Annotated in this window: 12 protein-coding genes; 3 read left to right on the top strand and 9 right to left on the bottom strand. The window is 72.6% G+C overall.

The genetic code is table 11. The features are described from left to right. Positions 1–6: 6 nt before the first annotated feature. From ASD18_RS03120 to ASD18_RS03100, 5 genes are all read right to left on the bottom strand, one after another. On the bottom strand, positions 7–903 hold the full coding sequence (locus ASD18_RS03120) for a carbohydrate ABC transporter permease (RefSeq protein WP_056086502.1): 897 nt from the start codon (positions 901–903) through the stop codon (positions 7–9). Next, positions 904–1,842, bottom strand: coding sequence for a carbohydrate ABC transporter permease (locus ASD18_RS03115; protein WP_156387866.1), 939 nt, complete (start codon positions 1,840–1,842; stop codon positions 904–906). It lies immediately after the preceding gene. Positions 1,843–1,844: 2 nt separating this feature from the next. Beyond that, on the bottom strand, positions 1,845–3,209 hold the full coding sequence (locus tag ASD18_RS03110) for an extracellular solute-binding protein (protein WP_056086500.1): 1,365 nt from the start codon (positions 3,207–3,209) through the stop codon (positions 1,845–1,847). Positions 3,210–3,331: 122 nt separating this feature from the next. Beyond that, positions 3,332–4,558, bottom strand: coding sequence for an ROK family transcriptional regulator (locus tag ASD18_RS03105; RefSeq protein WP_056086497.1), 1,227 nt, complete (start codon positions 4,556–4,558; stop codon positions 3,332–3,334). Between the two features lie 96 nt (positions 4,559–4,654). Continuing rightward, entirely contained in the window at positions 4,655–6,892 is a 2,238-nt protein-coding gene (locus ASD18_RS03100) for a glycoside hydrolase family 3 N-terminal domain-containing protein (protein WP_056086494.1), read from the bottom strand. A 65-nt stretch (positions 6,893–6,957) separates the two neighbouring features. On the opposite strand from ASD18_RS03100, the gene ASD18_RS03095 reads away from it, so the two are divergent. Together ASD18_RS03095 and ASD18_RS03090 are read left to right on the top strand one after the other, a co-directional pair. Then, positions 6,958–7,554, top strand: a complete 597-nt coding sequence (locus ASD18_RS03095; RefSeq protein WP_056086492.1) for a sugar O-acetyltransferase — start codon at positions 6,958–6,960, stop codon at positions 7,552–7,554. A 107-nt stretch (positions 7,555–7,661) separates the two neighbouring features. Next, positions 7,662–9,170, top strand: coding sequence for a DUF222 domain-containing protein (locus ASD18_RS03090; RefSeq protein ID WP_156387864.1), 1,509 nt, complete (start codon positions 7,662–7,664; stop codon positions 9,168–9,170). A 212-nt stretch (positions 9,171–9,382) separates the two neighbouring features. On the opposite strand, the gene ASD18_RS03085 is transcribed toward ASD18_RS03090, so the two are convergent. From ASD18_RS03085 to ASD18_RS03075, 3 genes are read right to left on the bottom strand one after another with little or no spacing between them, the layout of a single operon-like run. Further along, positions 9,383–10,003 carry a cyclopropane-fatty-acyl-phospholipid synthase family protein gene (locus tag ASD18_RS03085; RefSeq protein ID WP_082573487.1) on the bottom strand — a complete coding sequence of 207 codons (621 nt, stop codon included), beginning with the start codon at positions 10,001–10,003 and terminating at the stop codon, positions 9,383–9,385. Further along, the gene (locus ASD18_RS03080; protein WP_056086486.1) at positions 9,996–15,056 is read right to left on the bottom strand and encodes an AAA domain-containing protein; all 5,061 of its coding nucleotides are present in this window, start codon (positions 15,054–15,056) and stop codon (positions 9,996–9,998) included. The genes ASD18_RS03085 and ASD18_RS03080 overlap by 8 nt, the downstream gene beginning before the upstream one ends. Beyond that, the gene (locus ASD18_RS03075; protein ID WP_056086483.1) at positions 15,056–16,192 is read right to left on the bottom strand and encodes a M48 family metalloprotease; all 1,137 of its coding nucleotides are present in this window, start codon (positions 16,190–16,192) and stop codon (positions 15,056–15,058) included. The genes ASD18_RS03080 and ASD18_RS03075 overlap by 1 nt, the downstream gene beginning before the upstream one ends. Before the next feature lie 151 nt (positions 16,193–16,343). Here ASD18_RS03075 and ASD18_RS03070 point away from each other — a divergent pair, with 151 nt between their 5' ends. After that, the gene (locus ASD18_RS03070; RefSeq protein ID WP_056086481.1) at positions 16,344–18,104 is read left to right on the top strand and encodes an alpha/beta hydrolase; all 1,761 of its coding nucleotides are present in this window, start codon (positions 16,344–16,346) and stop codon (positions 18,102–18,104) included. Here ASD18_RS03070 and ASD18_RS03065 read toward each other — a convergent pair. Further along, entirely contained in the window at positions 18,007–18,756 is a 750-nt protein-coding gene (locus ASD18_RS03065; protein WP_056086478.1) for a DUF2306 domain-containing protein, read from the bottom strand. The genes ASD18_RS03070 and ASD18_RS03065 overlap by 98 nt on opposite strands. Between the last annotated feature and the right edge of the window lie 53 nt (positions 18,757–18,809).

Here is an 18,809-nt window from a genome sequence, read left to right as displayed (position 1 = left end):
AGATGGTCAGCCCTTGACGGCGCCGGCCATGGCGAACGAGCCGCCGGAGAACCGCTGGACCAGCAGGTAGAGAGCCAGGACGGGGGTGGCGTACAGGATCGAGAAGGCCGCGAGCTTGCCGTAGGCGACGGAGCCGTACGTGCCGAAGAAGTCGAAGATCGCGACGGCGGCCGGCTGGTTCTCGGGGCTGTACAGGAGCACGAAGGGGACGAAGAAGTTCCCCCACGCCATCGTGAACACGAAGATGAACACGACGGCCAGGCCGGGTCGCATGAGCGGCAGGACGATCCGCAGCAGCGCCTTCATCGCGCTCGCGCCGTCCACCCAGGCCGCCTCCTCGAGGGAGATCGGCACCGAGTCCATGAAGTTCTTCGTCATCCAGATCGCCATGGGCAGCGACGTCGCCGCCATGAAGAAGATGGTCCCGGGCACCGAGTCGAGCAGGTGCAGGTTCACGAAGAGCGCGTAGACCGGCACCATCATCGCCGTGATGGGCAGGCAGGTGGCGAACAGGATCCCGTAGAGGAACGACTTGCGGAACCGCATCTGGTAGCGCGACAGCGGGTACGCCGCGAGCACCGAGACGACCACCGTGATGACGGCCGTGCCCATCGAGATCACCGTCGAGTTCCACAGCGGCAGCAGCGTCTGCTCCCACGTGAACACCGACGTGAAGTTGTCGAACGTCGGGTTGCCCGGCCAGGTGACGCCCACCGTCGCGGAGGGGTTGAGCGAGGCCAGGACGATCCACGCGAGGGGGACCAGGAAGGTCAGCCCGATGAGCCCGAGGATCACCGACGACACCCACCGCGAGGTCCGGCCGCGCGGGGAGGCGAGCGCGGTGCGCTCCTTGCGGGTGGGCGGCACGACCGGCGTGCTGACTGGCAGGTCCACGACGGACATTTAGTCCACCTCCGGCTTCAGCGCCTTGATGTAGACGATCGAGAAGATCGCCCCGACGGCCAGAGTCACGGTGGCGATCGCCGTCCCGTAGCCGACCTGGGAGAACTTGAACGCCTGCTGGTACGCGAGCACCGGCAGCGTCGAGCTCGCCGTCCCCGGACCACCCCCGGTCATGACCCAGATCAGCGTGAAGACTCCGAGGGTCTGCAGCGTGGTGAGCATGAGGTTGGTGGAGATGGACCGGCGGATCATCGGCAGCGTGATGCGGAAGAACCGCTGGAACGGGCCGGCCCCGTCGATCTCGGCGGCCTCGGTGATCTCGGGCGGCACCTCGGACAGCGCGGCGTTGTAGACCATCATCGAGAAGGCCGTGCCGCGCCAGATGTTCGCCATGATCACCGCGAACATCGGGAACGTGATGAGCCAGGTGGTGCCCTCGAGCCCGACCCGGCCGAGGATCGTGTTGAGCGTGCCGTCGGTGGAGAAGAACGCGTACAGCGCGAACGCCGCGACGATCTCCGGCAGCACCCAGGCGGTGACGACCAGCCCGCCGACGATCGACCGCAGCGGCTTGACCGACGACCGCATGAGCAGCGCGAGCAGCATCCCCAGCACGTTCTGGCCGATCACCGCGGACGCACCGACGAACAGCACGGTGAGCCAGACGGACTTCCAGAACTCGGGGCTGGAGAAGAGTGCCGCGTAGTTGTCCAGACCGATGAAGTCCGGGTTCGCCGCCTTGTAGCCGGTCAGGGCGGTGTTGGTCAGCGAGCCGTACAGGGAGTAGACGATCGGCCCGGCCAGGAACAGCAGCAGCAGGGCGACGGCCGGGACGAGCGGGAGCGCCCGGGTGAGGGCGACCCGTCTGGCCGGCCGCCGCGGCCGGGGGGCGATCCCCCGGCCGCGGTCGACCGTGGTGGACAGTGCGAGATCAGCCACGGTCAGTCGGTCGTCGTGTTGTCGTCGCCGACGATCCCTGTCACGGCGGCGTCGTAGGCCTTGGCCGCGTCCTCCGGCGACTGCTGCTGGGTGGCCATCGCTTCGGCAGCCACCTGGATGTTCGACGAGATCTGCGAGTAGTCCGGGGTGGCCGGACGGAAGTGCGTCACGTCGACGAGCGCGGAGAAGAACTCGAACGACGGGTTGTAGGCGACGTACTCCGGGTCCTCGGCGACGTCCTTGCGCACCGCGATCTGGCTGTTCTCGGTGTCGTACTTGAAAGTGTTCTCCTTGTTCAGCGCGGTGGTGATGAAGTCGAACGCCGCCTGCGGGTCCTCGGCGTTCGCGCCGACCGCGAGGGTCCAGCCGCCGGACATGGAGGTGAAGCCGGGACCGCCGCCGTCCTGCGTCGGCATCTTGGCCATCCCCATCGTCTGCTCCCACTCGGGCCAGGCGTTCTCCCCGGAGATCCAGCCGCCCGGCATCCACGAGCCGTCGACCGCCATGGCGAGCTTGCCCTGGGGGAGCAGCTCGGTGCTGACGCGGTTGCCGACGGCAGCGTCGAGCGCGATGTCCAGGCTCGGAGCCAGGCCCTCGCCGTAGACGGTGTCGAGGAACTCGAGGGAGTCGGTGAACCCCTGCGACCCCAGGACCCACTTGCTCGAGTCGGTGTCGTAGAGGGTGTCCTCGGTGCCGTACAGCAGCATCTCGAAGCCCTGCATGGTGGTGGCCTCACCGGCCGCCTTGCCCGCGTAGATGTTCAGCGGGATGACGTCCGGGACCTTCTCCTTGACGGCCCGGGCGGCCGTGAGGATGTCGTCCCAGCTCTCCGGCTGCCAGTCCGCCGGCAGGCCGGCCTGCTCGAAGATCGTCTTGTTGAAGTAGATGCCGCGCGTGTCGGTGCCCATGGAGACGCCGTACGTCTTGCCGTCGTCGCCCAGGCCGGCCTGCTTGGCGTTCTCGAAGAACTGGCCCCAGTCCTCCCAGTCCGCCAGATAGTCGTCGATGGGCAGGAGGTAGCCGGCGGCCGCGTCGGAGCGGATCTGGAACGTGTCCTCGTAGATCACGTCGGGTGCCGTCTCCGGCGACCCGTTCATCAGCGCGAGCTTGGTGAAGTACTGGTCCTGCTCCGCCTCGATGGGCTGGAGGTCGATCGTGATGTCCGGGTTGGCGTCCTCGAACTGGGTCTTGGCCTGCTGAAGCATGTCGTCGAGCTGGTGGAAGGCGGTGGTCTTCTGGTACGCCACCGTGACGGTGGACGCGCCGGCCGTGTCATCGCCGTCAGCGCCGCCCTCACCACCGCTACAGGCGGTGAGTGCGGCCAGCGCCAGCACTCCGGACGCGGCCACTGCTGCCTTGAGACGCATGGATGCTCCCTTGCTCCCGTGCTTCCTCGCGTGCCGGGCTTCGTTGCCGCACGCCGAGTCAATTATTAACGCGAAACGACTTATTAACAAGCCCCGTTCGTCCGGATCTCCACGAGGGGATGTCAGGCGCCCAGGAGGAGGTCGGACGTCCGCGGGGTGAAGGCCTGGCTGAGCACCAGCCGCCCCGCCCCCACGGCACCCACCTGGGACCCGAGCGGTGAGCCCAGCACGGCGACCGAGTGCTCGCTGCTGGGCACGCGGTGGTTGGCCACCAGCTTCTCCAGCGCCGGCATCGCGTGCCTCTCCATGCGCGACCACAGCGGACCGCCGACGATCACCGTGTCGAGGTCGCCCAGGTCCGTGATCACCACCGCGCCCATCCCGAGCCGACGCCCGGCGGTCTCCAGCACCTCGGCGGCCCGGGTGTCACCCGCGTCGGCCGCCGCGCAGAGGGCGGTGAACGCCTGGTCCAGCTCGACCACGTCGCCGGCCTCGGGCAGCGGGACGCCGGCCGCGCGGCCCTGCTGCACCAGGATCTCGAGGCCCAGCACCGCGCCCAGGCAGCCGCGCTTGCCGCAGTCGCACAGCGGCCCGGTCGGGTCGACCACGAAGTGCCCCGCCTCGCCGGCGTTGCCGGAGGCGCCGCGCACCACCTCGTCGCGGATCACCAGGGACATCGCCACGCCCGTGCCGAGGTAGAAGAAGACGAACTCGCTGGACCTGTGCACGCCCGGGTCCCACAGGTGGGCCGACGCCGCCGCGATGGTGTCCTTGTCGAGGATGACGGGCAGCCGGGTGCCGGCCTGCACCGCGTCGCGCAGCGGGACACCGTCCCAGCCCGGCAGGTGGGGCGGGTCGAGCACGACGCCCCGCTCGACGTCGATGGGCCCCGGGCTCGCGATGCCGACGCCGAGCAGCAGCGTGCGATCGATGCCGGCGGAGGTGATCAGGGCCTCGATCGCGCCGACGATCCCCTCCACCACGCGGTCGGGCTGGTCCGGGCGCGGGACGGGGCGGTGCGACTCGGCCACCGCGTTCCCGGCGAGGTCGAGAATGACGAACGTCATGGTCGCGGGATCCAGGTGCACGCCGATGGCGTACCGGCCGCGCGCGTCCAGGTGGACCAGCGTGCCCGGCCGGCCCGGCCCGAGCCGCGAACCCTCGCCTTCCTCGCGCACGAGACCCTGCTCGAGCAGCCGTCGCGTCGCGTTGGTGACCGTCTGCGCGGAGAGCCCGGTCCGGCGGGCCAGCTGCGCGCGGGTGAGGCCCGAGTCCGCGCGGCGGATCACGTCGAGGATCACCGTCTGGTTGAACCCGGCCATCCGCGGCAGGTTCGTCCCTCGGCGCATGGTCCTCCCCCGTCACGTCCGTCGATCCGCTCGACGGGGCACATCATGTCACCGCGCCGTCCGGCTCCCCCGTGCCGGCTGCTCCATGGCCACAGGTCAGGCCGTGACCAGGAAGCCCGCGCGGAGCAGGACCTCGTCGCGCGACGACGGGCCGACGAGCAGCTCGAACTTCCCGGGCTCGACGATCCGGCTCCCGCCCGCGTCGACCAGCGTGCAGTCCGCGACCGGGAGGGCGAGGTCCACCGTCACCCGCTCGCCCGGCGCCACGTCGACCTGCCGGTACGTCTTGAGCTCCTTGATCGCCCAGGTCACCGACGTGACCGTGTCCCGCACGTAGACCTGCACGGTCTCGCGCGACGGCCGGTCCCCGGTGTTGTGCAGCGTGACCTGCGCGCGCACGGTGTCGGCGACCCCGAGCACGGGCTCCACGACCCGCAGGTCCGTGTAGTCGACGGTCGTGTACGACAGCCCCTCGCCGAACGCGAACGGCACGCGCTGCGTGAGGTCCGCGTACCGGCTGCCGTGCTGGCCGGGGAGCTGGTTGTAGAACACGGGCAGCTGGCCCACGTGCTCGGCGAACGAGATCGGGAGGCGGCCGGACGGCTCGACCTGCCCGAGCAGGAGCTCCGCGATCGCCTGGCCGCCGAGCATCCCCGGGTTGGCGGCCCAGACGATCGCGGCCGCGTTCATCGCGCTCGGGGGCAGGACGAGCGGCTTGCTCGCGATGACGACGACGACCAGCGGCGTGCCCGTCTTGGCGAGGGCGTCGAGCAGGGCGACCTGGCCGCCGACCAGCTCGAGCGTGGCGGTGGACCGGCCCTCGCCGACGAGCTCGATGCGGTCACCGACGACGGCGACGACGACGTCGGCGGCCTCGGCCGTCGCGACGGCCTCCGCGATCAGGGCCTCGTCCGGCGCCGCCGGGAAGACGACCTTCGGGCGCGGCTGGCCGTCAGGGAAGAACGCGCCCTCCGGGTCGACGCCGAGCGTGAGGATCTCGGCGCCGCGCGCGTGCGTGACCGTCCAGCCGGCTCGGGCGTGGGTGCGGAAGCCGTCGAGGACGGTCTGCGTCATCTCGCGCGGGTGGCCGTCGGGCAGCCAGTCGGCCTGGCCGGAGGCACCGGCCCAGTCGCCGAGCTGGGTGTGCTGGTCGTCCGCGTTGGGGCCGACGACGGCGATGGTCGTCGGCTGCGCGGAGAGCGGGAGGGTGCCGTCGTTGGTCAGCAGGACGAGCGACCGGCGGGCCACCTCGAGGTTGAGCTCGGCGTGCTCTGCCGAGCCGATGACCGCGGCCTGACGCTCGACGCTCGGGTGGCGGGCGTCCTCGAACAGGCCCAGCTCGAACTTCAGCGTGAGGATCCGGCCGACGGCGGCGTCGAGGGCGGCCTCGTCGAGGAGCCCCTCGTGCACCGCCTCCTGCGCGCCCTCGAAGAAGCCGGGCGTGGTCATGACCATGTCGTTGCCGGCCCGCACCGCCGCGGCCGACGCGTGCGCGTAGTCGGGCTGGATGTGCTGCTCCCACACCATCCGGCCGACGTTGTCCCAGTCGGTGACGAGCGTGCCCTCGTAGCCCCACTCGCCGCGGAGCACCTCGCCCAGCAGCCACTCGTTGATGGTGATCGGCACGCCGTCCATCGACTGGTACCCGAGCATGAACGTCCGGCAGCCCTCGCGGGCGACGCGCTCGAACGGGGGCAGGAACCAGGAGCGCAGCTTGCGGCGGCTGATGTCGGCCTCGGTGGCGTCGCGGCCGCCCTGCGTCTCGGAGTAGCCGGCGAAGTGCTTGGCGGTGGCCAGGATCGCGGTCGGGTCCGACAGACCGTCACCCTGGTAGCCGCGGACCATGGCCGACGCCAGCTCGCCGATGAGGAACGGGTCCTCGCCGAACGTCTCGCTGACGCGGCCCCAGCGCAGGTCGCGGGCGATGCAGAGCACCGGGGAGAACGTCCAGTGGATGCCGGTCGCGGCCACCTCGACCGCGGTCGCCCGCGCCACGCGCTCCAGCAGGTCGGCGTCCCAGCTGGCCGCCATGCCGAGCTGCGTCGGGAAGATCGTCGCGCCCTCCCAGAAGGAGTGCCCGTGGATGCAGTCCTCCGCGATCAGCAGCGGGATCTGCAGCCGGGTCTGCGGGGTCAGCTCGTGCGCCTGGCGCACCCGCTCGGGGGACGTGTGCAGGATCGACCCGACGTGCAGGTTCAGCACCAGGTCCTCCACACCGCCCTGGGCGTTCAGCTGCATCATCTGCCCGACCTTCTCCTCGAGCGTCATGCGCCCGACGAGGTCGGCGACGCGCTCCGCGACGGTCAGTGAGGAGTCCTGGTAGGGCGCGTTCATGAGGATGTCCCGGGGTCGGATCGATTCGACGATGATGTCTGCGGGACACCCTAGAGGAGCGTGAGATGACCGACGAGTACGACGCCGTCCGAGCCGTGATGGACACGGGCGGGCTCTACGTGGACTACGGCCCCGGGCTGGAGGCGCTCGAGGCCGAGCGCCTCGCAGGCAAGGAGCTGGCGCACGACTTCAACCACTCCCGGCCGGGGGAGGCGGCCCTGCGCACCTCGCTCCTGCAGCAGCTGCTCGGGTCCGTCGGGGAGGGTGTGTGGATCGAGCCGCCGTTCCACGTGTCCTACGGCACGCACGTGCACATCGGGTCGCACTTCTACGCGAACTTCAACCTCGTGATCGTCGACGACGCCTCCGTGGTGATCGGCGACCGCGTGATGATCGCGCCGAACGTCACCCTCTCGACCGCGGGCCACCCGACCGTGCCCGAGGAGCGCGCCGGCGGCCGGCAGTTCTCCCTGCCCGTGCGGATCGAGGACGACGTGTGGATCGGGTCGAACGTGGTGGTCCTGCCCGGTGTGACCATCGGCGCGGGGAGCGTGATCGGCGCCGGCAGCGTGGTGACGCACGACATCCCGTCCCGCGTCGTGGCGGTCGGGGTGCCGTGCCGGGTGGTGCGATCGGTGGACTCGGCGGAGGGCGGAGCGTAGGACCTCCCCCAACGATGTGTACAGGTCAGGGGCGGATGTCGGTGGCTGATCGTACACTTGTTCGATAGCCCGAACGGGCCGCGGGGAGGTTGACGGGAGGTGTCACGGTGACGGCAGTGCTCGAGTGGCGCGCGGTCGATGACCCACTGGTCGTTCCCACCTCGCCCACCTCGCCCACCTCGCCCACCTCGCCCACCTCGCCCACGATGGTCTGGGTCGACTCGGGTCGCGGTGCCCGTCCCGAGTCGGTGCCGGTCGTCCCGGCGGGCGCACGTGTGGTCGACCTGGCTGCCGTGGAGGAGTTCCCTCTGCCCGGTGTCGACGTCGCTGCGCTCGTCGCGATGCTCGGTTCCGTGCCGGTCGCGGAGGCGTCGGGGGCGGCGCTGGTGAACGGGGTAGCCGCCTGGCAGCAGGTCCTCACCATGGTCCAGGCTGCCCAGGCGGTGTGGGTTCGCGAGCTCGAGGCCCGCACGCCCGACGCGCTGCGGCACGTCCCGGACGAGCTCGCGTGCGCTCTGGTCTCCACCAAGCGGCACGCGGAGACGGTGTTCCTGCGGGCGTGGGGCACCGCCCAGCACCCGGCCCTGGCCGACGCGTGGGCGGCCGGGGTGATCGACACTCGCAAGGTCGACGTGATCTTGGACGAGATCCACCGGTCCGGGACGGCCCTGCCCGCGAGCGAGGTCGCCGTCGTGGTCGTCGACGCGGTCGACCAGGCCACGGAGATGACCGGTCCGCAGCTGACCCGGCACGTGCGCGCCACCCTGATCGCCGCTAGCCCCACGGTTGCCGAGGAACGTCGGCTGGCGGAGCGCGAGCGGCGCGGGGTGTTCCTGGAGCTGGCCCCCGACGCGATGGCCCGACTGATCGCCTACCTACCCGCCGCGGAAGCGACCGCCGCGTTCACCGCGATCGACGCCCTGGCCGGGCACGCCGCCATCGACGGCGACGACCGCAGCATCGACCAACGCCGCGCCGACGCCTTCTCCGACGTCTTCACCTCGATCCTGGACCGGCAAGCCACCCCTGACGGCACCGCGCTACCCACCCGCCACGGCCAGCGAGTCGCCCTGCACGTCACCGTCGCGGCCACCACCCTGGCCGGCCTGAACGACCACCCCGCCGCCCTCGAGTCCTACGGTCCGATCCCGGCGCAGGTCGCCCGCGAGCTCGCCCAGGACGCCACCTGGCGACGCGTCCTCACCGACCCCGCCACCGGACAGGTGCGCTCCGTGGGCTCGCAGTCCTACCGGCCCGGCGCCGACTTGACCCGCACCGTGCAGGCCCGTGACGTGACCTGCACGTTCCCGGGATGCCGCCGGCCGGCGACCAGGTGCGAGATCGACCACCGCATCCCCTACGACCACACCCGTACCCCGGGCGGCCACGACCAGACCTGCGAGGCGAACCTGCACTCGTTGTGCAAGCACCACCACCAGGCCAAGACGGAAGGCTGGTGGCAGGTCAGCCACGACGCCAGCTCCGGGATCTCCACCTGGACCGACCGGCACGGACTGACCTACGCCCGCCACCCCGTCCCCGTGCACTCCACGCCCGACGCATTCGTCCACCGACTGCCACCGCCGCGGCCCCTTCGTGGCGATCCACCCTTCTGAGGCCTGACCGCGACGTTGGCGCGCACGCGTATCGCCGTGCTGTCCGAGTGCACGGGAACCTGACCACGTCCGACGCGGTGCTGGCCGACATCGACGCCCGCCGGATCATCACGATCCTCAACCTCGACGTGGCGGGTAAGGGACCGCGAGGTCGGCGACGATCGCCCGCACCTGGGATCGCTGCGCCCTCACGATCCACGCCGAGCCGGGACTCACCGTGACCGGCGCACCGCGATGATGTTGTCCGAGACCTCCGCGGTCTGACCGTCCGGGCCGGAGGCCGTGCGACGCGGGGCCTCCAGCCGCTCGACCGACCAGCCGTCGCCCAGGTCGAAAGACGCCAGCGACTCCGCCGGCGTCGGGAAGACCCGGTGCTGGTCCCAGAACCACGGGGCCGACGACGCGTGCTCGATCACCACGAACAGTCCCCCCGGCGCGACCAGCTGGGCCGCGCGGTGCAGCATCTCCGCGCGCGGGAACTCCTCCGGTCCGTGGAGATAGGTCGCGGTCACGAGGTCGAACGAACCGGTCGGCATCGATGCGCGCAGGTCGTGCTGCTCGACGGTGACGAGGTCGGTCAGGAATGCGTCGGCGGCCGCCTGGGCGACCCGGCCGAGCGCGACGGCTGCCGCGTCGACCGCCGTCACGTGCCAGCCGAGGGATGCGAGCCAGAGGGCGTCGCCACCGTGGCCGCAGCCGAGGTCGACCGCGCGGCCGGGCGGGAGGGATCCGACGACGTCGACCACCACCGCGTTCGGGCGCGTCCCCCACGAGGGGTCGATCGTCGCGTAGTGCTCGTCCCAGTAGTGCTCGCCGTGCGTGTGCTCAGTCATGCGCGCCATCGTCGGCGGGGACCGCAGCTGCCGGCAAGCCACGTTGCCGGTCCGGCAACCCCACCGCCGCGACGAGCCGCCGCACGACGCCGTCCGGGTCGGCCTCCCACTCCGTCGCGAGCACCTGCACCACGCGCCAGCCGCCCGAGCGCAGGGCCGTCGGCTGCGTGACCCGGCGCTCGTCGAGGGAGTGGGCGGCGAGCCGCGCGGACTGGTCGACCAGCACGCCGACCGTGTGGGCGGCGGCGCCCGGGGGCCGCAGGGCCAGGTCGCAGCGGAACGCGGACTGCCCGACACCGGCGACGACCTCCACGCCGGCCGCGCGGACCGCGTCGGCGATCTGCTCCACGATCGGCGGGACGACCGCGGCCGGCACCCGTCCGGACCGCTCCCGCAGCCCCGCCAGCACCCCGGCAGCCGCGGCGGCGTCCCCGTTGGAGACCGCGTCGGCGTAGTGCAGGAAGCCGCGCAGGGTGTTGGCGCCGTCGTTGTAGACGTTGGTGATCGCGGTGTGCTCGATGCTGCTCACCAGCACCATGTGCCGGCGGGCGCGGCTGAAGATGACGTTGAGCCGCTTCTCGCCGCCGGCGTTGTTGATCGGTCCGAAGTTCATGCGCATGCGACCGTCCGGGCCGGCGGCGTAGCAGACGCTCATGAGGATCACGTCGCGCTCGTCGCCCTGGACGTTCTCGAGGTTCTTCACGAACAGCCCGACCACCTGGCCGTCCTCCTCGCGGGTGAGCTCGGCGTCGTACAGGCGGGCGAAGTCGGCGTCCTCACGCCCCAGCCGCTCCAGCGCGCGCTCGATCTCCGACTGCTGCGCCTCCGAGAACGCCACGATCCCGAGCGTCTGGCCGGTCCCGCGGGCCAGCAGCTCGCGGACCAGGTGCGCGATCCAGACGGCCTCCTGCGGGTTGGTCCGCTGGGTGTACACGCCGTCGAGCACGCGCATCGCGCTGATGCTCCGCTCGAGCAGGCCGTCGACGGCCGCGGCGACGTCCGTCGGCTCGGGGACCGACGCGACCGTCACCTCCAGCGGTCGCGCGCGGACGTGGGTGAGCGTCCGGTCCGGGATCGTGGTCAGGCGACCCTCGTAGAACGCCGCGTTGCTGAACTGGATGAGCGCCTCGTACTGGCTGCGGTAGTGCCAGGTGAGCATGGTCGACGGCAGCCGCACGGAGCCGACCGCGAGGAAGCTGTCGGAATCGAGCACCACGCCCACCGGGGCACCGTCGTCGTCCTCCACCGGCTCCTCCGTGGGGGGCGCGCCCACCTGGAAGTACCGGGAGGGTGGCAGCTGCATCCGGTCGCCGACCACGATCACCTGCGCACCGCGGAACAACGCCGGCACGGCCTCCTCGACGGGGATCTGGCTGGCCTCGTCGAAGATCACCACGTCGAACGTGGTCTCCAGCGGCAGGGTGTCCGACAGCGACGACGGGCTCATCAGCCACACCGGTCGCATCGCCGCGACGACCGCCCCCGGATCGGCGGAGGCCAGGTACCGGATCGACTTGTACGCGCGGACCTTGCCGAACTCGTGCTCCAGCTCGCGCCGGCCGGCCATCCAGACGGCCTTGAGCGCGCGGTCCTCCAGGTGCATGCCGCTCACGCTGCGCTGCGAGTGCGCGACCGCCTCGACGAACTGTGCGCGCAGCCGGGCGGTGACGACGTCGGCGTTGGCGCGCTGGAGCTCCGGGGCCCGCTCGGCCACGCGGTCCAGCAGGTCGGCCAGCCGGTCGCCGTCGAGCCGGCTGAGCGCGGGCTCCTGTGCGCGGGCCTCCCGCATCGACGCGGCGACGACGGCGTGCTCCAGCTGGTCCGGGGACGCGTCGAGCTGCCGCAGCGCGCGCAGGACGGTCGGCGCCGCCGCCAGGTCCCGCAGGGTGCCGGCCGCCGCGCGCACGAGCGCCTGCCCGTCGGCGCCGGTGAGCCCGCGCAGCTCGTCGCGCAGGGCGCTCATCGGCAGGTCGTCGGCACCCGCGACGAGCCCGGCCAGGTGCGTCCGGACCGTCCCGACGAGCTCCGGCAGCCGGTCGAGGACGTCGTTCGGCTCGGTGTCCGCCAACCGCGTGCGCCAGACCGCGAGCGGACCCGTGTACGTCCGGATGGCCACCAGACGGTCCGAGAGGACCGCGAGGTCGCCGTGCCCCCAGTCGCGGGCCAGCTCCTGCGAGAGCGCGTCGGCGCGTGCCGCGGTGTCGTAGCGCGCGACGAGGAGCTCCAGCGCCTGCGTCGCCGTCGGCCGGACCTGCCGGTCGCCCGCGTCGAACCCCGCGTCCACCAGCTTGCGCACCCTCCGCCAGCCGCCGTCGAGGAACTTCCACATCGACGTCTCGCGGCGCCGGGCGATCTCCAGGGCGGCCGCCGCGTCCGCGGCCGAGAGCGGCTCGCGCCAGCCGGAGGCCGCGCGGTCGGCCGCGTCCGCCACCGCCTCGGTCTCCCGCCAGGCGACCGTCGCCTCCTGCAGCCGGCGGGCCGCCGGCGTGCGCGGGGTGACCGCCGAGCCGAGGTCGCGCTGGACCAGCGGTGCGAGCACCGCGTGCATCTGCCCGACCGCGTCGGCGTCGTCCACGGTGAGGTCGCCGCCGTCGCCCAGGACGGCGAGCACGGCATCGACCGCCGCGGCGGCCTCCTGTGCGCGCTGCGCCACCACGGCGTCGGCACGCGGCTGGTCCAGCACGGACGGGTCGATGAGCCGGGCGGGGGTCCGCGCGAGCACCGGGGCCGTACCGGCGCGAGCCAGCGCAGCCGCGAGCGCGTCGACCAGCGGACGCGCCGGCACCCAGTCGGCGGGCTCGGGCAGGAGCGCCTGCTGGGCGGGCGTGAGGTCGTCGCCCCAGCGGAACCCGCGCAGCGCGATCAGGCGCTCGAGCACGTCCTGCACCCCGCCGAGCGCCTGCTCGTACGCGCCGACCTCGGCCAGCGCGGCGGTCGTCGCGTCGATCAGCGCGGTCCGGCGGGCCTCGACGGCGTCCAGCGGCTCGTCGTCGGCCAGCCAGCGCTCGTAGGTGTCGCGCAGCCCGTGCACGAACTCTTTCTTGTCCTCCTGGCTGTCGTGCACCAGCGTGCAGATCTCGCCGAGGCCCTGCGCCCGCAGCCGCGCGTGCACCACGTCGAGGGCCGCGCGCTTCTGGCAGACGAACAGCACGCGCTTGCCGTGCGCGACGAAGTCGGCGACCAGGTTGGTGATCGTCTGCGACTTGCCCGTGCCGGGCGGCCCCTGGATGACGAAGTTGTCGCCGGAACGGGCCAGCGCCACCGCGCCCAGCTGCGAGGCGTCCGCCGGCACCACGAGGTACCGGTCGGCCACGGCGATGGTCGCGCCGTGCTCGGCGACGTCCCGCGGGGCGGTCGAGAACAGCTCGTCGAACGCCTCGTTCGGCATCGGCTCGGCCAGGAGGGAGTCGTAGTCGCGGACCAGGCTGAGCGTGCGGTAGTTGAAGTTGGCCAGCGTGACCATGGTCAGGTCGACGTCCCACGTGTACGGGTTGTCGTCGCCCTGCGTCTGCACCGAGAACGTCTCGACCACGTGCTGCGGGGCGGGCGCGTCGCCGAGCTCCACGGACAGCGGGATCGGCCGGCGCTGGATGCGGTCCTGGAAGATCTGCACACCGAGCGGGTTCCATCCGGGGCGCGTGTACGAGTACGCGTACTGCCGACGGCCGACCAGGGGACGGGTGCTCGGTCGGCGCCGCCGGTACGCCTGCAGCGCCACCTGCGCCCGGTGCCGGACCAGCTCGATCCGCGGCTTGTCGACGAGGCCGACGACCACCGCCGGTTGCGTCGCGCGCGCCTGCTTCTCGATGCTCGCCCGCAGCTCCTCGACGGCCCCCTCGGACGCCAGGTCGATCGTCTCCGGCAGCCGCAGCCCGAACAGCTCGTCCAGCTGGTGCCGCAGCACGGGGTTGACCTCGGCCTGCGTGCTGGTGAGCTGGAGCCGGTAGGCGTCGCGCACGCCCCGCTGCTTGGTCAGGGTCACCGGAGCCAGCACCAGCGGCGAGTCGATGGGCGTGCCGGGGTCGTTCTTCACGTCGTGCCAGCGCAGGAACGCGACCACCAGGCGCAGCTGGTCCCGCCCGTACTCGGCACGGTCGCGGCGGGCCGACGAGATCAGCGCGTCCAGGGCCGCCGCGGCGTAGGGGGCGTCGTCCCAGCGGACCAGCGAGCCGACGTCGACGGCCTTGCCGTCCACCAGCCGCGCGGACGCCGGCCCGCCCCACGTGAACAGCTGCGACGCGCGGATGTGCCGCACGTCGAGGACCAGCGGCACGGACGCCTCGGTGAGGTTGATGGTCCGCCCGGTGGGCCGGAAGTGCAGCAGCGGGTTGCGCCGGGACGCGTCGAACAGGCGGTCGCGCAGGTGCTCCAGGACGGCGGCCCGGCGGTCGGTGCGGGCGCCGAGCACGCGCTCGAGGTCGAAGTCCTCGGGCTGGTCGCGGTAGGTCTCCAGCCGCGTGATGACGTCGGCGAGATCCTGGGCGCGGCGTCGGCGGTCGGGCGCGATCATCGAGCTCGCGACCGTGGCCAGCACCGGGTGCAGGGCCGGCGCGAGGGCGAACAGGTTGTTCCGGCGCTCCTGCAGCAGGGCCGCGTCGGCCTCGTCGGCCAGGTCGAGGCCGCACACCAGCGCGACGAACAGCTCGCCCAGGCTCGCGATGTCGGTGAGCTCGTCGTGGTGGCCGGCCAGGTGCTCCCAGCGCTGCCACCCGGCGACGATCCGGACGGCGCCCTCCTCGGAGGAGGTGCGCGTCTCGCCGGCGGCACCGGAGAGGTCCCGCTCGACGGTCCCCCGATGCTCGACCTCGACCGCCGCCGACACCTCCGCGGCCGCGATCGCCGCCCGGTTCCGCTGCGGCGGCCCGGCCTGCGTGACGTCGACGGTCACCGGCTCGTCGTCGGTCTGCGCGAGAGCGCCGAGCCCGCGCAGCGGGGCGACCCGGCCGGTCTCGTGCAGCGACTGCACCGTGTGGAACATCGGGAGCAGCAGGCCGAGGACGTCGTCGGGGGGCAACCCGCCGCGGGCCACGGCACGGCCGATCAGCGCGCGCATCAGCCCGCCGCCGCCGTCACCTTGGCGAGCGCCCGCTCGCCGAGGTCGAGCTCGTCGGTGAAGAGGCGGAGCACCTCGTCGCCGAGGCCGACCCGGCGGGCGACCGCGAGCACCGCGCCGAGGTCGTCGACCCCGCCGCCGTCGTCGGCCGTGGCGAAGTCCACCAGCACGGCCGCCAGGTAGGTGCGCGTCTCGGAGGCCAGGTTCGACGGCGTGTCCGTGAGGGCGGGCGGCCCGCCGACGACGACCCCGAACCGCTGCGCGAGGTCGAGCGCCTCCTCGCTGCGCACGACGTCGTCGGCCACGAGCATCCACACCAGCGACCGCGTGATCTCCGCCAGCCGGTCCTGCCCGAGCACGTCGAGCGCACCGAGGTCCAGCTGCGGGCCGAGGGCTGCCGCGACGGCCGCGTCCGCGCCGGGTCCGCGCTCGGCCCACTCCTGGAGCGCCCACGCCCGCAGGACGGTCTCCGGGTGCGTGGTGCCCGCGCTGGGGACGGAGTAGTCCACCTCGGCCGCCTGGCGCAGGTACGCCGCGGAGTCCACCTTGGCCAGTCCCGTGACGATCTTGACCAGGCCGCTCACCGTCGTGGTCAGGGACCCGCACGCCAGCATGCCGCCGCGGTCCGCGTACAGCTCGGTGGCCAGCCGGAACCGGCGGGCGGTCTCCAGGTACTCCGACGGGGTCCGGGCATCGGACTCGGCGGCGTCCAGCAGGCGGGCAGCCGCCAGGTACCGGCCGTCGTCCGCAGACCAGAGCAGGTGGTGCGCCAGCTCGTGGCCGGCCACGGCGCAGAGCTCGTCGGCGTCGAGCAGGTTGAGCGTGCCGCCGGTGAGCACCAGCACCGCCCGGTCCGGCACGTAGACCAGCTCGGCATTGCTGCCCTGGCCGCCCTCGTCGACGTAGATCTCGATGGGCACGGTCACACCGAGCGCGTCCGCGGCGCGCTGGACCGCGGCGTGCACCTCCGGGTGCCCGGCCGCGTCCACGCGGTAGGTCTGACGCAGGAGCAGCTGGTCCAGCTCGCCGGAGGATGCCGAGACCCGCGGACGCAGCGAGCCGAAGGCCACCGGGTTCTCGCGCTCGAGCAGCGCCGCGACGTCGCGGTGGTACGGCAGCGGTCCCCAGTCGGTCACCGGCCACCTCCCTCGTCGTCGTGGCCCCGGCGACGATAACGCGATCGAGGGCTTGTCGCGCCGCCCTGAGGTTCGACAGGGTGTGACGCGTCCAGGGCCGGACCGAGCGCAGGGGGCGAGCGGCCGGCGGACACACGTGCAGGGGGTATGCATGACTGCCGTACGTCTCCATGTCCGCAGGTGGGGAACGCTGCTCGCAGCGCTCAGCCTCGCCGCCACCCTCGGAGCGACCGGCGCGGGCGCCGCGCCACCGTCCGACCGCACCAGCCGGACCGAGGCGGCCCGGGTGGACCGGGTCCCCGCTCCGGACCCGCAGTGGTTCGACTGCAGCACTGCCTTCGGGCCACGGACCCAGTGCGGGACCGTCCAGCTGCCGCTCGACTACGACCAGCCCCGCAAGGCCTCGACGGAGGTCGCGCTGCTGAGGGTCCCGGCCACCGACCCGGCCCGCAAGATCGGCACGCTGTTCGTCAACCCGGGAGGTCCGGGCGGCTCCGGCGTGGCCATCGCGGCGCAGGCGTCGCTGTTCCTCTCGCCCGCGGTGCTCGAGAGGTTCGACGTCGTCGGGTTCGACCCGCGCGGCACCAACTACAGCAGCAACGTGCAGTGCTTCCGGAACCTGGGCGAGCAGGCGAACGCCCTGGGCCCGCTGCTGACCACACCGTTCCCCGTCGGGGATGCGGAGACCGGCGCGTACATCGCCTCGGCGAAGGCGTTCGGCGTCGCGTGCTCGACCACCGGCACCCCGCTGTCGGGGTCGATGTCGACCGCCGAGGTGGCCCGGGACATGGACGTGCTGCGCCGCACGGTCGGCGACCAGCGGCTCACGTACCTCGGCTTCTCGTACGGCACCTACCTGGGCAACGTCTACGCCAACCTGTTCCCGGACCGGGTGCGCGCGGTGGTCATCGACGGCGTGCTCGACCCCCTTGCGTGGACGGGCACGCGCGCGACGGCGAGCGTGCCGCAGACGCAGCGCCTGAGGTCCGGCGAGGGCGCGTCGAAGGCGTTCCACGAGGTCCTCGCCCGGTGCGCCGCCGCAGGCCCGGAGTTCTGCAGCGTTGCCGGGATAGGTGACCCGGAGACGGTCTACGCCGGGATCGTCGCCTCCCTGAAGGAGGAGCCGCTCACGATCACCGACGAGACCGGGGAGGTGGTCTTCGTCCTCACCTACGCGACGCTGATCAGCTTCATGCTCGGGGACCTGTACGCCCCGGAGGGCTACAGCTACGTGGACCAGGACCTCACGCTCATCCACAGCCTGCTGCACCCCGGCGCGGGCGACCCGGGTGCGGCCCGTGCCGCGCTGGTGGCGAAGTTCCAGGCGCTCGCGGCACCCGTGCAGCGCAGCGACGCGTTCGGCCTCGGGTTCCCGTACGACAACTCGCCCGAGGCGTTCCAGAGCGTCCTGTGCACGGACGGCCTCAACCCCGCCCGCGCCGAGAAGTGGGTCGAGGCATCGGCCCGGGCCGACGCGGTGGCCGCGGGGTTCGGCCCGATGTGGACGTGGGCGTCGGCGCCGTGCGCCTCCTCCACGTGGACCGTGCGCGACGAGGACGCCTACGCCGGACCGTTCACGCGCCGGACCGCGGCGCCCGTGCTGGTCGTCGGCAACTACTGGGACCCGGCCACCAACTACGACGGGGCCGTGACCGCCTCGAGCCTGCTGCCGAACAGCCGCCTGCTGTCCAGCGACAGCTGGGGTCACACCGCGTACGGCACCTCGGCCTGCGTGACCGACGCGGTGGACACCTACCTGCTCCGGGGACGCACCCCCGCCGCGGGGACGGTGTGCACCGGTGACGTGCAGCCGTTCACGGTGCCGCTCGGTACCGCGGAACGCCGTGCGGCACCGGACCGTCCGCTGCCGCCGGTCGTCCCGCCGTTGCCGGGCGCGCTGCCGCGGAGCTGACCGCGGTCGTCCTGACCGGGCGGGTGACTGCCCGGTCAGGACGCCGACGCCGGCGGATGATCCACTCCGCCACAGCGAGGTTGAGCACCCACGCCGCGCCCATGATCAGCGCGCGGCTCGTCTCGCCGACCGTCCCGGCGAGCGTCCACGGGATGAACAGCACGGCCTGCGTGCCGGCGCCCTGGCCGATTGCGTAGCCGCGCGTCATCCAGGCGCTGTGCGTGACGACGTCCCGGCGCCGGATGGCCAGGACGCCGAGCACGAGGAACGCGACCATCGCGGAGCCGAACACCACCCGGAACGCCTCGAGCAGAGGACCGTCCCCGGCGGGCAGCTCCGCGAACACCGCCATCCACAGGCCCGCGAGCGCCGCCACGATCCCGGCGGGGGCCACCACGCGGCCGGCCAGCCGGTGCCACCGCGGACGCCGGCGCCGCAGCCCGGGGTGGAACTGGAACGCGCCCAGCAGGCAGAACACGCTCGCCGCCACGATGTGCACGACCACCGGCAGCGGCATCGCGACGAACCGCGCATTGCCCGGGTTGACCTCCGGGCTGCCGGCCAGCTCCGCCAGCCGGATCGCGCCGGCCAGGATCGGGACCAGGCTCAACAGGATCAGGCCGGCCGGGATGCGCCACTCGTGTCTGGGCACGAGGCCCCCTTCGTCAGGTGCGGATCGTCGTGGTCCGAGCCTGGTCACCCACG

The sequence above is a fragment of the Cellulomonas sp. Root137 genome, from assembly GCF_001426725.1.
Taxonomy (GTDB): domain Bacteria; phylum Actinomycetota; class Actinomycetes; order Actinomycetales; family Cellulomonadaceae; genus Cellulomonas.
The sequence above is the reverse complement of the archived record's forward strand: the minus strand, read 5'-3'. Positions and strand labels throughout refer to the sequence as shown.

Bases quoted from the DNA above. Each gene is read 5' to 3' on its own strand.
- ASD18_RS03120 (WP_056086502.1), bottom strand. From the start codon at position 903: ATGTCCGTCGTGGACCTGCCAGTCAGCACGCCGGTCGTGCCGCCCACC.
- ASD18_RS03110 (WP_056086500.1), bottom strand. From the start codon at position 3,209: ATGCGTCTCAAGGCAGCAGTGGCCGCGTCCGGAGTGCTGGCGCTGGCC.
- ASD18_RS03105 (WP_056086497.1), bottom strand. From the start codon at position 4,558: ATGCGCCGAGGGACGAACCTGCCGCGGATGGCCGGGTTCAACCAGACG.
- ASD18_RS03100 (WP_056086494.1), bottom strand. From the start codon at position 6,892: ATGAACGCGCCCTACCAGGACTCCTCACTGACCGTCGCGGAGCGCGTC.
- ASD18_RS03095 (WP_056086492.1), top strand. From the start codon at position 6,958: ATGACCGACGAGTACGACGCCGTCCGAGCCGTGATGGACACGGGCGGG.
- ASD18_RS03085 (WP_082573487.1), bottom strand. From the start codon at position 10,003: ATGACTGAGCACACGCACGGCGAGCACTACTGGGACGAGCACTACGCG.
- ASD18_RS03080 (WP_056086486.1), bottom strand. From the start codon at position 15,056: ATGCGCGCGCTGATCGGCCGTGCCGTGGCCCGCGGCGGGTTGCCCCCC.
- ASD18_RS03070 (WP_056086481.1), top strand. From the start codon at position 16,344: ATGACTGCCGTACGTCTCCATGTCCGCAGGTGGGGAACGCTGCTCGCA.